At 66.9% G+C, this 15,290-nt stretch carries 12 protein-coding genes; all 12 read right to left on the reverse strand.

Going from position 1 to position 15,290, the window contains the following annotated elements; all coding sequences use genetic code 11:
- Positions 1-557: 557 nt before the first annotated feature.
- Positions 558-1,529, reverse strand: coding sequence for an NAD(P)H-dependent flavin oxidoreductase (locus ACN9MV_RS04575; RefSeq protein ID WP_426391434.1), 972 nt, complete (start codon positions 1,527-1,529; stop codon positions 558-560).
- 16 nt (positions 1,530-1,545) lie between these two features.
- Entirely contained in the window at positions 1,546-2,478 is a 933-nt protein-coding gene (locus ACN9MV_RS04580) for an electron transfer flavoprotein subunit alpha/FixB family protein (RefSeq protein WP_426391435.1), read from the reverse strand.
- Between the two features lie 2 nt (positions 2,479-2,480).
- Complete coding sequence (locus tag ACN9MV_RS04585; RefSeq protein ID WP_426391436.1) at positions 2,481-3,230, reverse strand: electron transfer flavoprotein subunit beta/FixA family protein; 750 nt, start codon at positions 3,228-3,230, stop codon at positions 2,481-2,483.
- A gap of 30 nt (positions 3,231-3,260) precedes the next feature.
- A complete protein-coding gene (locus ACN9MV_RS04590; protein ID WP_426391437.1) occupies positions 3,261-4,259 on the reverse strand; it encodes a Bug family tripartite tricarboxylate transporter substrate binding protein in 999 nt (332 codons plus the stop codon).
- Between the two features lie 35 nt (positions 4,260-4,294).
- Positions 4,295-6,247, reverse strand: a complete 1,953-nt coding sequence (locus tag ACN9MV_RS04595; RefSeq protein ID WP_426391438.1) for an acyl-CoA synthetase — start codon at positions 6,245-6,247, stop codon at positions 4,295-4,297.
- A 43-nt stretch (positions 6,248-6,290) separates the two neighbouring features.
- Positions 6,291-7,295: a Bug family tripartite tricarboxylate transporter substrate binding protein gene (locus tag ACN9MV_RS04600; protein ID WP_097200193.1), complete on the reverse strand. Its 1,005-nt coding sequence runs from the start codon at positions 7,293-7,295 to the stop codon at positions 6,291-6,293.
- Positions 7,296-7,335: 40 nt separating this feature from the next.
- Positions 7,336-8,544 (reverse strand): CaiB/BaiF CoA transferase family protein, encoded by a 1,209-nt coding sequence (locus ACN9MV_RS04605; RefSeq protein WP_426391439.1) that lies wholly within the window; start codon positions 8,542-8,544, stop codon positions 7,336-7,338.
- Between the two features lie 70 nt (positions 8,545-8,614).
- Entirely contained in the window at positions 8,615-9,427 is an 813-nt protein-coding gene (locus tag ACN9MV_RS04610) for an oxepin-CoA hydrolase, alternative type (RefSeq protein WP_426391440.1), read from the reverse strand.
- Positions 9,424-10,566: an acyl-CoA dehydrogenase family protein gene (locus tag ACN9MV_RS04615; RefSeq protein WP_426391441.1), complete on the reverse strand. Its 1,143-nt coding sequence runs from the start codon at positions 10,564-10,566 to the stop codon at positions 9,424-9,426. Before ACN9MV_RS04615 ends, ACN9MV_RS04610 begins: the two co-directional genes overlap by 4 nt.
- An 11-nt stretch (positions 10,567-10,577) precedes the next feature.
- A complete protein-coding gene (locus ACN9MV_RS04620) occupies positions 10,578-11,786 on the reverse strand; it encodes an acyl-CoA dehydrogenase family protein (RefSeq protein WP_426391442.1) in 1,209 nt (402 codons plus the stop codon).
- Positions 11,787-11,796: 10 nt separating this feature from the next.
- Positions 11,797-12,987 (reverse strand): acetyl-CoA C-acyltransferase, encoded by a 1,191-nt coding sequence (locus ACN9MV_RS04625; RefSeq protein ID WP_426391443.1) that lies wholly within the window; start codon positions 12,985-12,987, stop codon positions 11,797-11,799.
- 39 nt (positions 12,988-13,026) lie between these two features.
- The gene (locus ACN9MV_RS04630) at positions 13,027-15,162 is read right to left on the reverse strand and encodes a 3-hydroxyacyl-CoA dehydrogenase NAD-binding domain-containing protein (protein ID WP_426391444.1); all 2,136 of its coding nucleotides are present in this window, start codon (positions 15,160-15,162) and stop codon (positions 13,027-13,029) included.
- Positions 15,163-15,290 lie beyond the last annotated feature (128 nt).

Genomic DNA, 15,290 nt, shown 5'->3' on the forward strand with positions numbered 1-15,290 from the left:
CGCGCCAGCTCAGCCGCAAGCCAAAGCAGGTTGTCCAGTCGTCGAGGCCCATCCCCGCTGCACCAGTCGATGTCTTCCCCGTGGCAGACCCACAGGAGAGCTTCAAGCTGAGAGAGGGTGTTTTCGAGAAGATCCGCCGGGTCTTGGGCGTTGTCTTCGGAAGCTACCGGCGTGAGAGGCCGGGCTATAGTCTTGGTAGCCATTTTTGTGCGGTCCTTCCAAGGTGTTGCACGAACTTGGTTAGACGGCTGGGGTGCTAGTAACACCCTGGCCGTCGCCTTTTGATACCTCGCATTTGCATCGCTGCTTTCGCACCGACAACCTGCCGCGAGGCAAGCAGCCTTCAAACATCTCGGTGGCTTTGGTGTGTTGCGCCTTTCTTCTTCCCTTGTTGGGGCATCGAGTGACAGGGGCATCTACTCTAGAGAAGAACCCGGCTAAGTAGCCGTTCCATGCGGCACGAAGTCTCGGCGACTGCCAACAAATGCAGCTTCCGCAGCGGCTCTGAACGATCACCCCGTCGGCGTGATCGTCGCCCCGGATGCGAGCAGAAAGACTCAGTCCATCCAGGACCGCGCCCGGTCCAGATGCTCCCGGCACTCACGCACCATGCGTTCGAGCAGCTCGGCACAAGTCGGAATGTCGTCGATCAGCCCGATGCACTGCCCGGCCGAGACCACGCCGTTGTGAACCTCACCAGACTCCAACGCCGCACGGCCACGCGCGCCGGCCACCAGCGGTCGCACGTCCTCGAACTCGCAGCCACCCGGGCGGTTCTCCGTGGCCACCACCTCTTCGGAGATGGCGTTGCGGAACACGCGCGCCGTGTTGTGCAGAGTGCGGAACATCAGCTTCGTGTCGCGCTCGGTCGCCGCGACCAGAGCTTGCTTGATGTTGTCGTGGATCGGCGCTTCCTTCGTCACGCAGAAGCGCGTGCCCATGTTCACGCCCTCGGCACCCAGTGCCAGTGCGGCGGCCATGCCGCGCCCGTCGGCAATGCCACCCGACGCGATGATCGGAATGCGCAGCTTGCGCGCCGCCACGGGCAGCAGCACGAGGCCGGGCACGTCGTCTTCGCCAGGGTGGCCTGCACATTCGAAGCCGTCGACCGACACGGCATCGACACCATTGCGCTCTGCCGACAGCGCATGGCGCACGGAGGTGCACTTGTGCACGATCTTCACGTCATGGCGCTTCAACGCCTCGATGAAGTCCTTCGGGCTGTTGCCCGCGGTCTCCACGATCTTGATGCCGCTGTCGATGATGGCCTGCACGTACTCCGCATACGGCGGCGGCTTCACCGCCGGCAGGATCGTGAGGTTCACGCCGAAGGGCTTGTCGGTCAGCGTGCGGGTGCGCGCGATTTCGTTGCGCAGGTCGTCGGGCGTGGGCTGCGTCAGCGCGGTAACGATGCCGAGGCCCCCGGCGTTCGACACGGCCGCGGCCAGCTCGGCGCGGCCCACCCATTGCATGCCGCCCTGGATGATTGGGTAGCGGATGCCGAGCAGTTCGGTGATGCGGGTCTTCATCGTCGCTGCCTCTTGCTTAAAGCGCCTTCACCAGTTCCGGCACAGCCGTGAACAGGTCGGCCACGAGGCCGTAGTCGGCCACCGAGAAGATCGGGGCTTCTTCGTCCTTGTTGATCGCCACGATCACCTTGGAATCCTTCATGCCGGCCAGATGCTGGATGGCGCCCGAGATGCCTGCTGCGATGTACAGCTGAGGCGCGACGATCTTGCCGGTCTGGCCCACTTGCCAGTCGTTCGGGGCGTAGCCCGCGTCGACGGCTGCGCGGCTGGCGCCAAGGCCTGCGTTGAGCTTGTCGGCCAGAGGGGCCATCACTTCGGTGAACTTCTCGGCGCTGCCGAGGGCTCGGCCGCCGGAGACGATGATCTTGGCTGCGGTCAGCTCGGGGCGTTCGCTCTTGGTGACTTCTCGGCCCACGAAGCTGCTCTTGCCGCTGTCTGCGACGCCTTCGGCGGTTTCGACGGTTGCACTGCCACCCGTGGCTGCTGCGGCGTCGAAGCCGGTCGTACGCACGGTGATCACCTTGGTCGCGTCACTGCTCTGCACGGTGGCAATGGCGTTGCCGGCATAGATCGGGCGCTCGAAGGTGTCGGGGCTGTCGACCTTGGTGATGTCAGAGATCTGGGCCACATCGAGCTTGGCAGCCACGCGAGGCGCGACGTTCTTGCCGTTGGCGGTCGAGGGGAACAGGATGTGGCTGTAGTTGGCAGCAATCGCCAGCACCTGGGCTGCAACGTTCTCTGCCAGGTTCTCAGCCAGGCTGGGGCTGTCGGCCACGATGACTTTGGAGACTCCGGCGATCTGTGCGGCGGCCTTGCCGGCTTCGGCTGCATTGGCACCGGCCACCAGCACGTGGACATCGCCGCCGCAAGCCAGCGCAGCGGTCACGGTGTTCAGGGTCGCGGGCTTGACGGTCGCGTGGTCGTGTTCGGCAATAACAAGTGCGGTCATGTTCAGATCACCTTCGCTTCGTTCTTCAGTTTGTCCACCAGCGTTGCAACGTCAGGCACCTTGATGCCGGCACCGCGCTTCGGGGGCTCAGCCACCTTCAGGGTCTTCAGGCGCGGCTTGACGTCCACGCCCAGGTCTTCGGGCTTGAAGACGTCGAGCTGCTTCTTCTTGGCCTTCATGATGTTGGGCAAGGTGACGTAGCGCGGCTCGTTCAGGCGCAGGTCGGTGGTGATGACGGCCGGCAGGCTCAGGGAGATGGTTTCCAGGCCGCCGTCGACTTCGCGGGTGACGGTGGCTTTGTCGCCAGCGACTTCGACCTTGGAGGCGAAGGTGGCTTGAGGCAGGTCAGCAAGAGCCGCCAGCATCTGGCCGGTCTGGTTGGCGTCGTCGTCGATGGCTTGCTTGCCGAGGATGATCAGCTGGGGCTGTTCCTTGTCGACCAGCGCCTTGAGCAGCTTGGCCACAGCCAGCGGCTGCAGTTCTTCGGTGGTTTCCACGAGGATGCCGCGATCGGCGCCGATGGCCATGGCGGTGCGCAGGGTTTCCTGGCACTTGGCATCACCGCAGGAGACTGCGATCACTTCAGTGACTACGCCCTTTTCCTTCAGGCGAACTGCTTCTTCAACGGCGATCTCGTCGAAGGGGTTCATGCTCATCTTGACGTTGGCAATGTCCACTCCGGTGCCGTCGCTCTTGACGCGCACTTTCACGTTGTAGTCGACGACCCGTTTCACGGGCACAAGAACTTTCATGGCTGTTCCTTTGAATGACGAAGAAATGGATTACTCGAGCTTGGCGCCCGACTGCTTGATGAGGCGCTCCCACACCGGGCGCTCGGCCTTCCAGGCGGTGGCGAAGAGTTCGGGCGAGCTGTCCTTGATCTCGAAGCCCATGGCTGCCACACGTTCGCGCACGTCGGGCTGCTGCGTGGCCTTGCGCACTTCTTCGGCGATGCGGTCCACGATGGGTTTCGGTGTCTTTGCAGGAGCTGCGATGGCGAGCCAGCCGGTCACGCGATACGCCTCGTCCTTCAGGCCTTGCTCGGCGAGCGTGGGCACGCTGGGCAGCGTGCTCATACGGCGCTCGCCGCTCACGCCGATGGCGCGGATCTTCCCGGAATCGATGTGCGGCTTGGCCACCAGCGCGCTGGCATAAGCCATCTGGATCTGGCCGCCGATCAGGTCCTGCATCATCGGCGCCTCGCCCTTGTAGGCGACGTGGTTCATGTCGGACTGCGTCGCCAGGCTCATGTGCGCGCCGGCCAGGTGCGGGTATGCGCCCACGCCGTACGAGCCGTAGGCCAACTTGCCCTTGTTGGCGGTGACGTACTTCAGTAGTTCGGGGCCGGTCTTCACGGGAACGCTCGGGTGCACCACCAGCACCAGCGGCGCCATCGCGATCTGGTAGACCAGCGTGAGGTCGCGCTGCGTGTCATAGGGCAGCTTCTCGTAGAGAAATTCGTTGGTCATCAGCGAATTGCTCAGCCCCAGCACGATGGTGTAGCCATCGGGCGCAGCCTTGGCGACCGCGTCGGTGCCGATGATGCCGGCCGCGCCGGGCTTGTTGTCGATGATGACGGGCTGGCCCAGGCCGGCCGCCATCTTCTGGCCGATCACGCGCGCGAGCACGTCGGTGGCGCCGCCGGCAGCAAAGGGCACGACCATGCGGATCGGCTTGTTGGGGTAGGCGGTCTGGGCATTTGCCGCAGGCAGCGCGCACAGCGTGGCGACGGAAGCGGCGGCGCACAGCAGGGCGCGGCGGTTCGGAAGGCGGATGGTCATGGCTTGTCTCTGTCTCTCTGTCTTGGTTTCAAAAATCACTGCGCCCCGATGCGCGTCTTGAAGGGCAGCGGCTCCAGCGCCTTCTGCAGCCGCTCCTGAAGCGATGCGGCCAGTGCGCCCGCTGCCGCGTTGTCGATCAGCACGCGCACGAGGGTCTCGCCTTCGGTCTTCACGACGGGGCGCGCGGCCTCGGGCAGGCCGAGCGATACGCACACCTCGACGACCGTCGCGCTCACCACCTGGCGTGCGGCCATCGCGCGCAGCTCGGGCTTGTAGATCTTTCCGACGTTGGTCATCGGCATGGTCTCGATCACCGACACCCACTTGGGTTTGGCGGGCGCTTCGTCCACGCGCTCGGCGGTGAAGGCCAGCAGCTCTTCTTCGGTCGCCGAGGCGCCGGGCACCAGCGTCGCGAAGATCACCGGCAGTTCGCCCGCATAGGCATCGGGCGCACCGACCGCGGCGCACAGCTGCACGGCCGGGTGCGCGCCCAGCGCGTCCTCGATGGTCTTCGGGTCGATGTTGTGGCCGCTGCGGATGATCAGGTCCTTCGAGCGGCCGGTGAGGTTGAGCCGCTCCTCGCTGTCGATCCAGCCGAGGTCGCCGGTCGCGAGCCAGCCATCGGCCGTGAAGGCCTTGGCGTTGTCGGCCGGGTCCACGAAGCCGGAGAACACATTGGGCGACTTGAACAGCACCATGCCCTGCTCGCCGAGCGCTACTTCGCGGTCGCTGGCGTTGCCGTTCTCGTCGAGCGCCACCACGCGCATCTGCATGTAGGGCAGGCGAAAGCCCACGCAGCCCGCGGGTCCGTCCACGCCCGGTGGTGTGATGGTCGAGATGCCGGCCATCTCCGTCATGCCCAGGCTCTCGTGCACGTGCAGGCCGAACAGCCGCTCGAAGCGCGCGGCCAGCTCGGGCGCGAGCACGGCGGCGCCGGTGCGGCAGTAGGTGATCGATGAAATGTCCGCGCCGGCCAGCGGCACATTGGCCAGCGCCGCCAGCACGGTGGGCACGGCCGACAACGAGGTCGGGCGGTACTTCGCCACCAGCTTCCAGTAGTTGGCCAGCACCTCCTTGTTGCGCAGCAGCGAGGGCGTGGGAATGATCACTTCCACGCCCGCCGACAGCGACGACAGCGAGGCCGGCAGCACGCCCGCCACGTGGAACAGCGGATAGCCGTTGATGGAGATGCCGTTCTCGTTCATGCCCGCGACCTGCACGCTGGCCCAGGCCGTGAACACCTGCGCGCCGTGGCTGTGGCGCGCGAGCTTCGGCGCACCGGTGGTGCCGCCGGTGTGGAAGTAGGCTGCGATGTCGGCGGGTGCGATATCGCGGCCGCTCACGAGGCGGTCGTCGGGTTGCGCGGCGCGCAGCACGTCGAACTCGGCGACTCCTTCGGGGAGCGTTCCGGCAGTGCCAGGCGCTTCATCGTGCGGCGCCACGCGCAGCACCGTGGTCAGCGTCGGCACCTGGCCGCGCAGGCGCATCGCCTTCGACCACATGCCCGATTCGCTGTCCGAGCCGTAGGCGATCAGCACCTTGGCGCGGCCCGCGGTCATCAGCGCGACCAGCTTCTCGTCGGTGAGCAGCGGGCTCAGCGGCTGCACGATGCCGGCCGCCTCGCCGCCCCACAGCGCGAGGTGGTACTCCAGGCAACCAGGCAGCAGCACCGCCACCGCGTCGTCAGGCCCCACACCCAGCGTGTGCAGCATGTTCGCGGTCTGGTGGATGCGCGCGAGCAACTCGGCGTACGACCAGCGAATGGGTTCGTCGGCCGGGTTGCCTGTGCGCAGGAAGGTCAGCGCCGTCTTGCCGCCGAAGGCATGGCCCGCGTTGCGGAAGATCTCGTAGGTGCTGCGCACCGTGAGCGCCTGCTCCAGCGGCGTCTCTTCGAGCTTGCGGATGTCGGCGAGGCTGCGAACGGGAAGGGCGGGGCGGAACGGCGCGCCGACCGGGGTGCTGTAGTTGTTGTCGTGCCTGGTTGTCATGTCTTGTCTCCTTGGTGTTGTCGCCCTGCCGGCCCGGCCAGTTTTACTGGTTCGTGATGTGGTTGTCGCGAATGACCTTGCCCCAGCGCTCGAAGTCCTCGCGCATGCGCACGCCCGTCTGCTCGGGCGTGCGGTAGGCCGAGAAGGTGCCGACGCTCTGGAGCTTGTCCTGCACTTCCTTGTCGGCCAGCGCGGTCTTCAGTTCAGCGCTCATGCGGTCGATCACGTCCTTGGGCGTGCCGGCCGGCGCCAGCAGGCCGCCCCACGAGGTTGCGTCGAAGCCGGGGAATCCTTGCTCAGCCACCGTCTTCACATCGGGCAGCAGGCTCACGCGCTGGCCGGAGCCGACCGCGATGGCGCGCAGCTTGCCAGCCTTGATGTGCGGCAGCACGCCCACGAGGTCAGAGAACATCGCGGGCACCTGGCCGCCGATCAGGTCGGTGACGGCCGGCGCGCTGCCGCGGTAGGGCACGTGCTGCATGTCGAACTTGCCGATGGTCTTCAGCTGCTCGGTCGTCAGGTGCCCGAAGCTGCCGGCGCCCGCGCTCGTGTAGTTGAGCTTGCCGCCTTCGGCTTTGGCCTTGGCGATCAGGCCCTGCACGCCGGTCACGTCGGGCAGCGACTTGGGGTTGACCACCAGCACGATCGGCAGGTCGTACACCGAGCCCACGGGCGTGAAGTTCTTGAAGATGTCGTAGCCGGTGGGGCCGTACAGGTGCGAGGCCAGCAGCGTGGGCGTGGCCAGCATCACGAAGGTGTAGCCATCGGGCGCGGCGCGGGCCGCGGCGGCTGCGCCCACGGTGCCCGATGCGCCGCTGCGGTTGTCGATCACGATGTTCTGCTTGAGCGCGACCGACATCTTCTGCGCCACGATGCGCGAGGCCACGTCGGTCGGGCCGCCGGGCGGGAAGGGCACGATCAGCGTGATCGGCTTGGCGGGCCAGGCCTGCGCGAAGGCGGTGCCGGCCACCAGGGGCAGGGCGAGTGCGAGAAGGGCGCGGCGAACGGGACTGCGAAGGGAACTGCGAAGGGAAGAAAAGGATGCCATTGGGTCTTGTCTACTTTGGAAATGCGGGCGCCTGTCTTCTTCAGACGACGCCACTTGTTTTAAGCGCGGCCAGCTTTTCATCCGACAGGCCGAGCAGGGACTGCAGCACGTCGTGCGTGCCTTCGCCCAGTGTGGGCGGCGCGCTGCGCACCGGCAGGCGCTCGCCGTCGAAACGGTAGGGCGGCGCCAGCACGTTGACCGTGCCGGCCACCGGGTGCGGCTGCGTGGTCACGAGGCCGGCATCGGTCGCCCGCTTCGATTGCAGCGCTTCGAGCAGGCCCAGCACCTCGCCGCACGGAATGCCCGACGCCGTGAGCTTCGCGAGCAGGTCGGCGCGCTGGCGTTTGGCCAGCTCGGCGTGCAGCTCGGGCAGCAGTACCGCGCGGTTGGCCGAACGCAGGATGTTGGTCTTGAAGCGCTCGTCGGCAGCGAGGTCGGGACGCTCGATCACGTCGGTGCAGAAGCGTGCGAACTGCGCGTTGTTGCCCACCGTGATGACTAGCGGGCCGTCGGCCGCATCGAACACGCCGTAGGGCACGATCGACGGGTGCGAGTTGCCGTAGCGCGGCGGGTCTTCGCCCATCAGCAGCGCTTCGAGGCCGTAGTAGGCGGTGATCATCAGGCCGCAGTCGAACAGCGCCATCTCGACATGCCGGCCCTTGCCGGTCTTCTCGCGCTGGTACAGCGCAGCCAGGATGGCCTGCGCCGAATACATGCCGGTGAACAGGTCGACGGCAGCCACGCCGAACTTCAGCGGCGGCTGGTTGGCTTCGCCGTTCAGCGCCATCAGGCCGGCCTCGCCTTGAACGACGAGGTCGTAGCCCGGGCGTGCGGCTTCGGGGCCGGTGCGGTCGTAGCCCGAGATCGAGCAGTAGATGAGGCCGGGCTGCTCCTTGCTCAGCTGTTCGTAGCCCAGGCCCAGCTTGTCGATGCCGCCGAACTTGAAGTTCTGGATCACCACGTCGCATTGCTTCGCGAGGTCGCGCGCGAGCTGCTGGCCTTCGGGCGTCTGCAGGTCGAGCGTGATGGAGCGCTTGTTGCGGTTCACGCTGTTGAAGTAGGCGGTCTCGGTCTTGCCGACACGCAGGCCCCAGTCGCGCGTGTCGTCGCCGCGGCCGGGGTGCTCCACCTTGATGACTTCGGCACCCATGTCGGCCAGCACCATGCCGCACCAGGGGCCCGCGAGGATGCGGGACAGATCGAGGACGCGCACACCGGCAAGCGGCAGCGAGGAATTCAGCGAAGACATGGCAGCTCCAGAAAGACGAAAAACCTCCGCACCTGCGTGCAAGAGGTTGGAAGGGTGAGCACGGCGCGTGTCAGGACGCGTCCTGCTTCTGTCGGCGCAGCGCGACGAAGTCGGCCTTGCGCTTGCCGAGGAACGCGCCGATGCCTTCGGCCGCTTCGGCGTCCGCCTGCGACTCGACCATGAACACGGCCTCGGCGTCGAGCTGCTCTTCCAGCGTGGCGCGGTGTGCCTGGCGGCACAGCGTCTTGATACGGGCGCTCGCGCGTTGCGGGCCGCTTGCCACCTTGGCTGCGAGCGCGATGGCTTCGGCCAGCGCCGCGCCCTTGTCGGTCAGGCGGTTGACCGCGCCCAGTGCGTGCAGGCGCTCGGCCGGCATGCGGTCGCCGGTGAGGCACATCTCCGTCAGCACCTGGCGCGAGACGAACTCCGACAGGAATGCCGTGGCGCCGCCGTCCGGCGTGAGGCCGACCTTGACGTAGGCCACGGTAAAGAAAGCATCGCGCGCCGACACCAGCATGTCGCAGGCCAGCGCCATAGACAGTCCAGCGCCGGCAGCGCCGCCTTCGACCGCCGCGATCACGGGCTTGCCGGAATCGCGGATCGCGCGGATCAGGTCATGCAGGCCTTCGAGCTTTTCGCGGCGTTCCGACGCGGGCAGCTCGCGGCGCTTGGCCAGCAGGTTGAGGTCACCGCCGGAGCAGAAGAAGTCGCCCGCGCCGGTGAAGACGATGGCGCCGACCTCGGGGTCGTTCTGTGCGTCGGCGAGCGCAGCCGAGAGCTCGGCGTACAGCGTCGGCGTGATCGCGTTGCGTGCGCCGGGGTTGCTGTTGGTCAGGATGCGTACGGCGCCTTCCTGCGAGATCAGAACCGTCTTGTCCGTCATGCCGCGAGCTCCTTGCCGAGCGCGATGTAGCGCTGCAGATGATGGTCTTCGTCGCCCAGCTGGTGGTCGATCATCACGAGGCGCTTGGCGTAGTGGGGCATCGGCAGCTCCCACGTCATGCCGATGCCGCCGTGCATCTGGATGCTTTCTTCCGCCACCAGCGCGCCGATGCGGCCGATGCTGAACTTGGCGGCCGACAGCGCACGCTCGCGCGTCACGCGGTCGCCGGTGTCGATGGCGGCCGCGGCATTGATGACGGCCGAGCGGGCCTGTTCGATCTCCAGCAGCAGGTCGGCCATGCGGTGCTGCAGGGCCTGGAAGCTGCCGATCAGCGTGCCGAACTGCTTGCGCGTGCGCAGGTACTCCAGCGTCGCGGTCTTGGCCGCCTCCATCGCGCCCAGCGCTTCGGCGCACAGTGCGAGCACGCCGCGGCCGATGGCGCGTTCCAGCGTAGCGTGGCCCTGGCCTTCGGTGCCCAGCAGTGCATCGGCGCCCAGCTTCACGCCGTCGAACGAGAGTTCGGCGACACGGCCACCGTCGATGGCGGGGCAGCCGCGCACCGTGAGGCCTGCCGTCTTCGCGGGCACGAGGAACAGCGAGATGCCGGCTTCGTCGTCCACCTTGCCCGAGGTTCGGGCGGAGACGAGGAACAGGTCGGCCTGCTCGCCCTGAGGCACCACGGCCTTGGCACCGTTCAGCACCCAGCCATCGCCACTGCGCTCGGCCTTGGTGGCCACGCGCGTGCGCTCGTAGTGCGTGTCGGCCTCGTCGTGCGCAAAGGCTGCCACGGTCACGCCGTTGATGATGTCTGCGAGCTTCTCTTTCTGCGCGTTGGTGCCTGCGGCGCTGAGTGCCTCGCCGACCATCACGGCGCCCAGCAGCGGCTCGATCACCAGGCCGCGGCCCAGTGCCTCGAAGACCACGGCGATGTCGAAACCGCCGCCGCCGAAGCCGCCGTCGGCCTCGCTGAACAGCGCGCCGATCACGCCCAGTTCGGCGAACTGCTGGAAGATTTCCTTGCTGAACCCGTGCTCCGATTTCGCGATGCGGTCGCGCGCGTCGAACGCGTACTGCTCGCTGATGAAGCGATTCAGGCTGTCGGCGAGCATGCGCCGGTCTTCGGTGTGTTCGAAGTTCATTGCATGTCTCCTTACAGGCCCAGGATCATCTTGCTGATGATGTTCTTCTGGATTTCGTTCGAGCCGCCGAAGATCGACAGCTTGCGGTTGTTGAAGTAGCGCGAGGCGGCGGCCGATGCGTAAGCTGGTCCGAAGGTCTCGCCCGTGAAGCCGTCCTTCAGCGCTTCTGCGATGAAGGGGCGGCCGTACACGCCCATCGCGCGGCGGGCCAGCGAAGAGATTTCCTGGCGGATCTCGGTGCCGCGGATCTTCAGCATCGAGCTTTCCGCGCCGGGCACACCGCCGCCGGCCACCGCCGCGATCACGCGCAGGTTGGTGGTCTTCATGTTCTCCAGGTCGATCTCGACGCGCGCCATGCGCGCTGCAAAGGCCGGGTCTTCGGCCAGGGGCTTGCCGTTTTTCGTCTGCGTGGCGGCAATGCCCTTGAGCTGTTCGAGCGCGGCCACCGAGAAGCCCACGCCCGCGATGTTGGTGCGCTCGTAGGTCAGCAGGTACTTGGCGCAGGTCCAGCCCTTGTTCTCTTCGCCCACGAGGTTCTCGGCGGGCACGCGCACGTCGGAGAAGAACACCTCGTTGACTTCATGCTCGCCGTCGAGCGTGATGATCGGGCGCACTTCCACGCCGGGCGAGTTCATGTCGATCAGCAGGAAGCTGATGCCTTCCTGCTTCTTCGCCTCGCGATTCGTGCGCACCAGGCAGAAGATCATGTTGGCGTGCTGGCCCAGCGTGGTCCAGGTCTTCTGGCCGTTCACGATGTAGTGGTCGCCCTGTGCGTCGATGCCGCGCACGGCCGAGGTCTTCACCGCTGCCAGGTCGGAGCCTGCGCCGGGTTCCGAATAGCCCTGGCACCACCAGTCGGCACCGTTCAGGATGCGCGGCAGCCAGTAGCTTTTCTGCGCCTCGTTGCCGTACTTGATGAGCACCGGGCCGAGCATGTTCACGCCGAAGGGCACGATGCGCGGCGCGAAGGCCAGAGCGCATTCGTTCTCGAAGATGAACTTCTCTACCGCCGTCCAGCCCGGGCCGCCGTACTGCTCGGGCCAGTGGTTGGCCAGCCAGCCGCGCTCGTTGAGGATGGCGTGCCACTCCTGCATGTCGGCCTTCTCGAGGATCTTGCCGCTGCGCACTTTCTCCGACAGCCGCACGGGCAGCTTGTCGGCCAGGAAGGCGCGCACATCGCTGCGGAAGGCTTCTTCTTCGGGGGTGAAGTTCAGGTCCATCGCAGGCTCCTCAATAGATTTCGAACAGGCCGGCCGCGCCCATGCCGCCGGCGATGCACATCGTGACCACGGCGTACTTCGCGCCGCGGCGCTTGCCTTCGATGAGCACGTGGCCCGTGAGGCGCGCGCCGGTCATGCCGAAGGGGTGGCCGATGGAGATTGCGCCGCCGTTCACGTTCAGAAGCTCCGACGGAATGCCCAGCTTGTCCTGGCAGTAGATCGACTGCGAGGCGAAGGCTTCGTTGAGTTCCCACAGGCCGATGTCCTGCACCTTGAGGCCGTGGCGCGCGAGCAGCTTGGGCACTGCGAACACCGGGCCGATGCCCATTTCGTCGGGTTCGCAACCGGCAACTGCGAGGCCGCGGAAGGCGCCCAGCGGCTTGATGTTGGCGCGCTCGGCGTCCTTGGCTTCCATCAGCACGCAGGCCGATGCGCCGTCCGACAGCTGCGAGGCGTTGCCTGCGGTGACGAACTTGTCCTCGCCCATCACGGGCTTCAGCTTGGCGAGCGCCTCGTAGGTGGTGCCGCGGCGGTTGCAGTTGTCTTCGGTGGCGGTGACTTCGCGGTAGGTGACCTCCTTCGTCTCCTTGTCGGTCACGGCCATCGTGGTGGTGCAGGCGACGATCTCGTCCTTGTAGCGGCCGGCGATCTGCGCTTCTTCGGTGCGGCGCTGGCTTTCGGCGGAGAAGCGGTCCTGCGCCTCGCGGGTAATGCCGTAGCGCTTGGCCACGATGTCGGCGGTTTCGATCATCGCCATGTACAGCTCGGGCTTGTGCTCGACGATCCACGGGTCCATGCCGCTGTCGCCAGCATCGGTGGCGCTGCGCGAGCGGATCTGCGAGATGCTTTCGACGCCGCCCGCGATCATGGCCGGTGCGCCGTCCACCACGATGCGGCCCGCGGCCATGGCAATCGCCTGCAGGCCCGAGGCGCAGAAGCGGTTGACCGTGGTGCCGGCGATGCTGATAGGCAGGCCCGCGCGGATGACGGCCTGGCGCGCGATGTTGCGGCCGGTGGTGCCTTCGGGGTAGCCGCAGCCGAGGATCGCGTCCTCGATCAGCGCCGCGTCGAGGCCCGAGCGCTCTACCGCTGCCTTCACCGCGAAGGCCGCCAGCGTGGGGCCGGGGGTGATGTTGAATTCGCCGCGGTGCGCCTTGGTGAGCGGGGTGCGGGCGGTGGAAACGATGACGGCTTCACGCATGGGAATGTCTCCTGGACGGCTGACTGAGGTGGACTCTGATTACTCGGATTGATTGAGGCTGGCGAAATCGGCGCCTTGCGCGACCAGCTCGACCAGCAGCGGCGAGGGCTTCCAGAAGATCGGGTCTTCCTTGGCGAACTCGCGGATGTCGGCCAGCACCTTGGGCAGGCCCACGGTGTCGGCGTATTTCATCGGGCCGCCGCGGTGGCGCGGGAAGCCGTAGCCGTAGAGGAAGGTCACGTCCACGTCGAGCGGGCGCAGCGCGATGCGCTGGAGCACGACGTTGGCGCCCTCGTTGATCATTGCGGCCATGTAGCGGCGCATGATTTCTTCTTCGGTGAAGGCGCGCGGCTTGATGCCCGCGCGTTCGCGCTCGGCATCGATGATGGCCAGCACCTCGGGGTCGGGCACGCCGGTGCGCGCGCCTTCGGGGTACAGGTAGTAGCCGCGCTGCGTCTTCTGGCCGAACCAGCCGCGCTCGCAGATGCGGTCGGCCACCTGCACGTAGCGCGCCTGCGGGTCGCGCGTGGCGGCCTTGCGCTTGCGCGTGGCCCAGCCGATGTCGCCGCCGGCCAGGTCGGACACCTGGAACGGGCCCATCGGATAGCCGAAGTTGCGCACCGCTTCGTCGATCTGGTAGGGCGAGGCGCCGTCTTCCATCATGTGGTCGGCCGCCTGGCGGTACACCGCGAGGATGCGGTTGCCGATGAAACCGTCGCACACGCCGGCGCGCACCGGCACCTTCTTGAGCTTCTTCGCAAGCTCGAAGCCGGTGGCGACCACGTCGGCGCTCACCTTGGCGGGCACCACGATTTCCAGCAGCTTCATGATGTTGGCCGGCGAGAAGAAGTGCAGGCCCACCACGTCCTGCGGGCGCGAGATGCTGTCAGCGATCTGGTCGATGTCGAGGTACGAGGTGTTGGTGGCGATGACGGCGCCGCGCTTGCACACGCGGTCGAGCTCGGCGAACACGGCCTTCTTGACGCCCATTTCCTCGAACACTGCCTCGACCACGATGTCGACCTGCGCGAGTGCGTCGTAAGACGTGGAGCCCGAGAAGCGCGCCATGACGGTGGCCTTGGCCTCGGGCGTCATGCGGCCCTTCTTGATGAGGCCGTCATACACCTTCTCCACGTTGGCGCGGCCGCGCGCGAGCTGGGCGTCGTCGCGCTCGATCATGGTCACTGGCATGCCTGCGTCGAGCATCGCCACCGCGATGCCCGCGCCCATGGTGCCGCCGCCGATGATGCCGGCCGACTCCAGCGCGCGCGGCTTCGCGCTCTTGGTCTCGGGCGCCTTCAGCACTTCGCGCTCGGCGAAGAAGGCGTGGATCAGTCCGGCGCGCTGCGGGCTGTCGATGCACTGCAGGAACAGCTTGCGCTCCAGCGCCATGCCTTCGTCGAAGGGCAGCGTGAGCGCGCCTTCGACGGCTTCGATGATCTTCATCGGCGAGAACAGGCCGCGGCTCTTCTTCGCGGTGTCGGCGCGCGCGGCTTCGAGGGCTGCGCGGCTGGCTTCCTTGTCGGCCAGCGCGCCGGCTTCGCGCGTGCGGCGCACCGGGGCCTTGGCGGCGACCAGCTCCTGCGCGTAGGCGAGGCCTTCGGCCAGCGCGTCGGCATCGGTGCCGAGGCGGTCGACGAGGCCGAGCGACAGCGCTTCCTTCGCGCCCGCATGGCGGCCGCTGAGCATCAGCTCGAGCGCGGGCTTCACGCCGATGAGGCGCGGCGCACGCTGCGTGCCGCCCGAGCCGGGCAAGAGGCCCAGTGCCACTTCAGGCAGGCCGAGCTTGGCCGTGGGCGAGGCGAGGCGGTAGTGCGCCGACAGCGCCACTTCGAGTCCGCCGCCCAGTGCGGCGCCGTGGATTGCGGCGACCACCGGCTTCGTGCAGTTCTCGATTTTCAGGCAGACCTCAGGCAGCGACGGCGGTTGCGGCGTCTTGCCGAACTCGCGGATGTCCGCACCCGCGATGAAGTTGCGGCCCGCGCCGACGATCAGCACCGCCGCGGCGGCGCTGTCGGCCTCGGCCGCGTCGATGGCGCCCACGAGGCCGCGGCGCACATCCACGCCCAAGGCGTTGACGGGCGGGTTGTCGATGGTCACCACGAACACGTCGCCTCGACGCTGGAAGGTGACGGGACCATTGGACGTGGAGGGGCTGGGAGTTGTGGTGGCCATGTGCTTGCTTGTCTCTTTGCGTTGCGAACCGTGCGGTTCGAGGCTCTGGGGGTGAACCCAGCATTCTTTGCCCGCTGCGCCGCTTTGACAATTGCATAGGCGGTTGACAGACTGTCAAAGAATTTTTG

The organism is Variovorax sp. R-27 (assembly GCF_049913215.1).
Taxonomy (GTDB): domain Bacteria; phylum Pseudomonadota; class Gammaproteobacteria; order Burkholderiales; family Burkholderiaceae_C; genus Variovorax.

Excerpts from the sequence above, each read along its gene's own strand:
- ACN9MV_RS04600 (WP_097200193.1), bottom strand. The coding sequence starts at position 7,295 with ATGGCATCCTTTTCTTCCCTTCGCAGTTCCCTTCGCAGTCCCGTTCGC.
- ACN9MV_RS04585 (WP_426391436.1), bottom strand. The coding sequence starts at position 3,230 with ATGAAAGTTCTTGTGCCCGTGAAACGGGTCGTCGACTACAACGTGAAA.
- ACN9MV_RS04580 (WP_426391435.1), bottom strand. The coding sequence starts at position 2,478 with ATGACCGCACTTGTTATTGCCGAACACGACCACGCGACCGTCAAGCCC.
- ACN9MV_RS04620 (WP_426391442.1), bottom strand. The coding sequence starts at position 11,786 with ATGGACCTGAACTTCACCCCCGAAGAAGAAGCCTTCCGCAGCGATGTG.
- ACN9MV_RS04630 (WP_426391444.1), bottom strand. The coding sequence starts at position 15,162 with ATGGCCACCACAACTCCCAGCCCCTCCACGTCCAATGGTCCCGTCACC.
- ACN9MV_RS04625 (WP_426391443.1), bottom strand. The coding sequence starts at position 12,987 with ATGCGTGAAGCCGTCATCGTTTCCACCGCCCGCACCCCGCTCACCAAG.
- ACN9MV_RS04615 (WP_426391441.1), bottom strand. The coding sequence starts at position 10,566 with ATGAACTTCGAACACACCGAAGACCGGCGCATGCTCGCCGACAGCCTG.
- ACN9MV_RS04595 (WP_426391438.1), bottom strand. The coding sequence starts at position 6,247 with ATGACAACCAGGCACGACAACAACTACAGCACCCCGGTCGGCGCGCCG.
- ACN9MV_RS04605 (WP_426391439.1), bottom strand. The coding sequence starts at position 8,544 with ATGTCTTCGCTGAATTCCTCGCTGCCGCTTGCCGGTGTGCGCGTCCTC.
- ACN9MV_RS04610 (WP_426391440.1), bottom strand. The coding sequence starts at position 9,427 with ATGACGGACAAGACGGTTCTGATCTCGCAGGAAGGCGCCGTACGCATC.
- ACN9MV_RS04575 (WP_426391434.1), bottom strand. The coding sequence starts at position 1,529 with ATGAAGACCCGCATCACCGAACTGCTCGGCATCCGCTACCCAATCATC.
- ACN9MV_RS04590 (WP_426391437.1), bottom strand. The coding sequence starts at position 4,259 with ATGACCATCCGCCTTCCGAACCGCCGCGCCCTGCTGTGCGCCGCCGCT.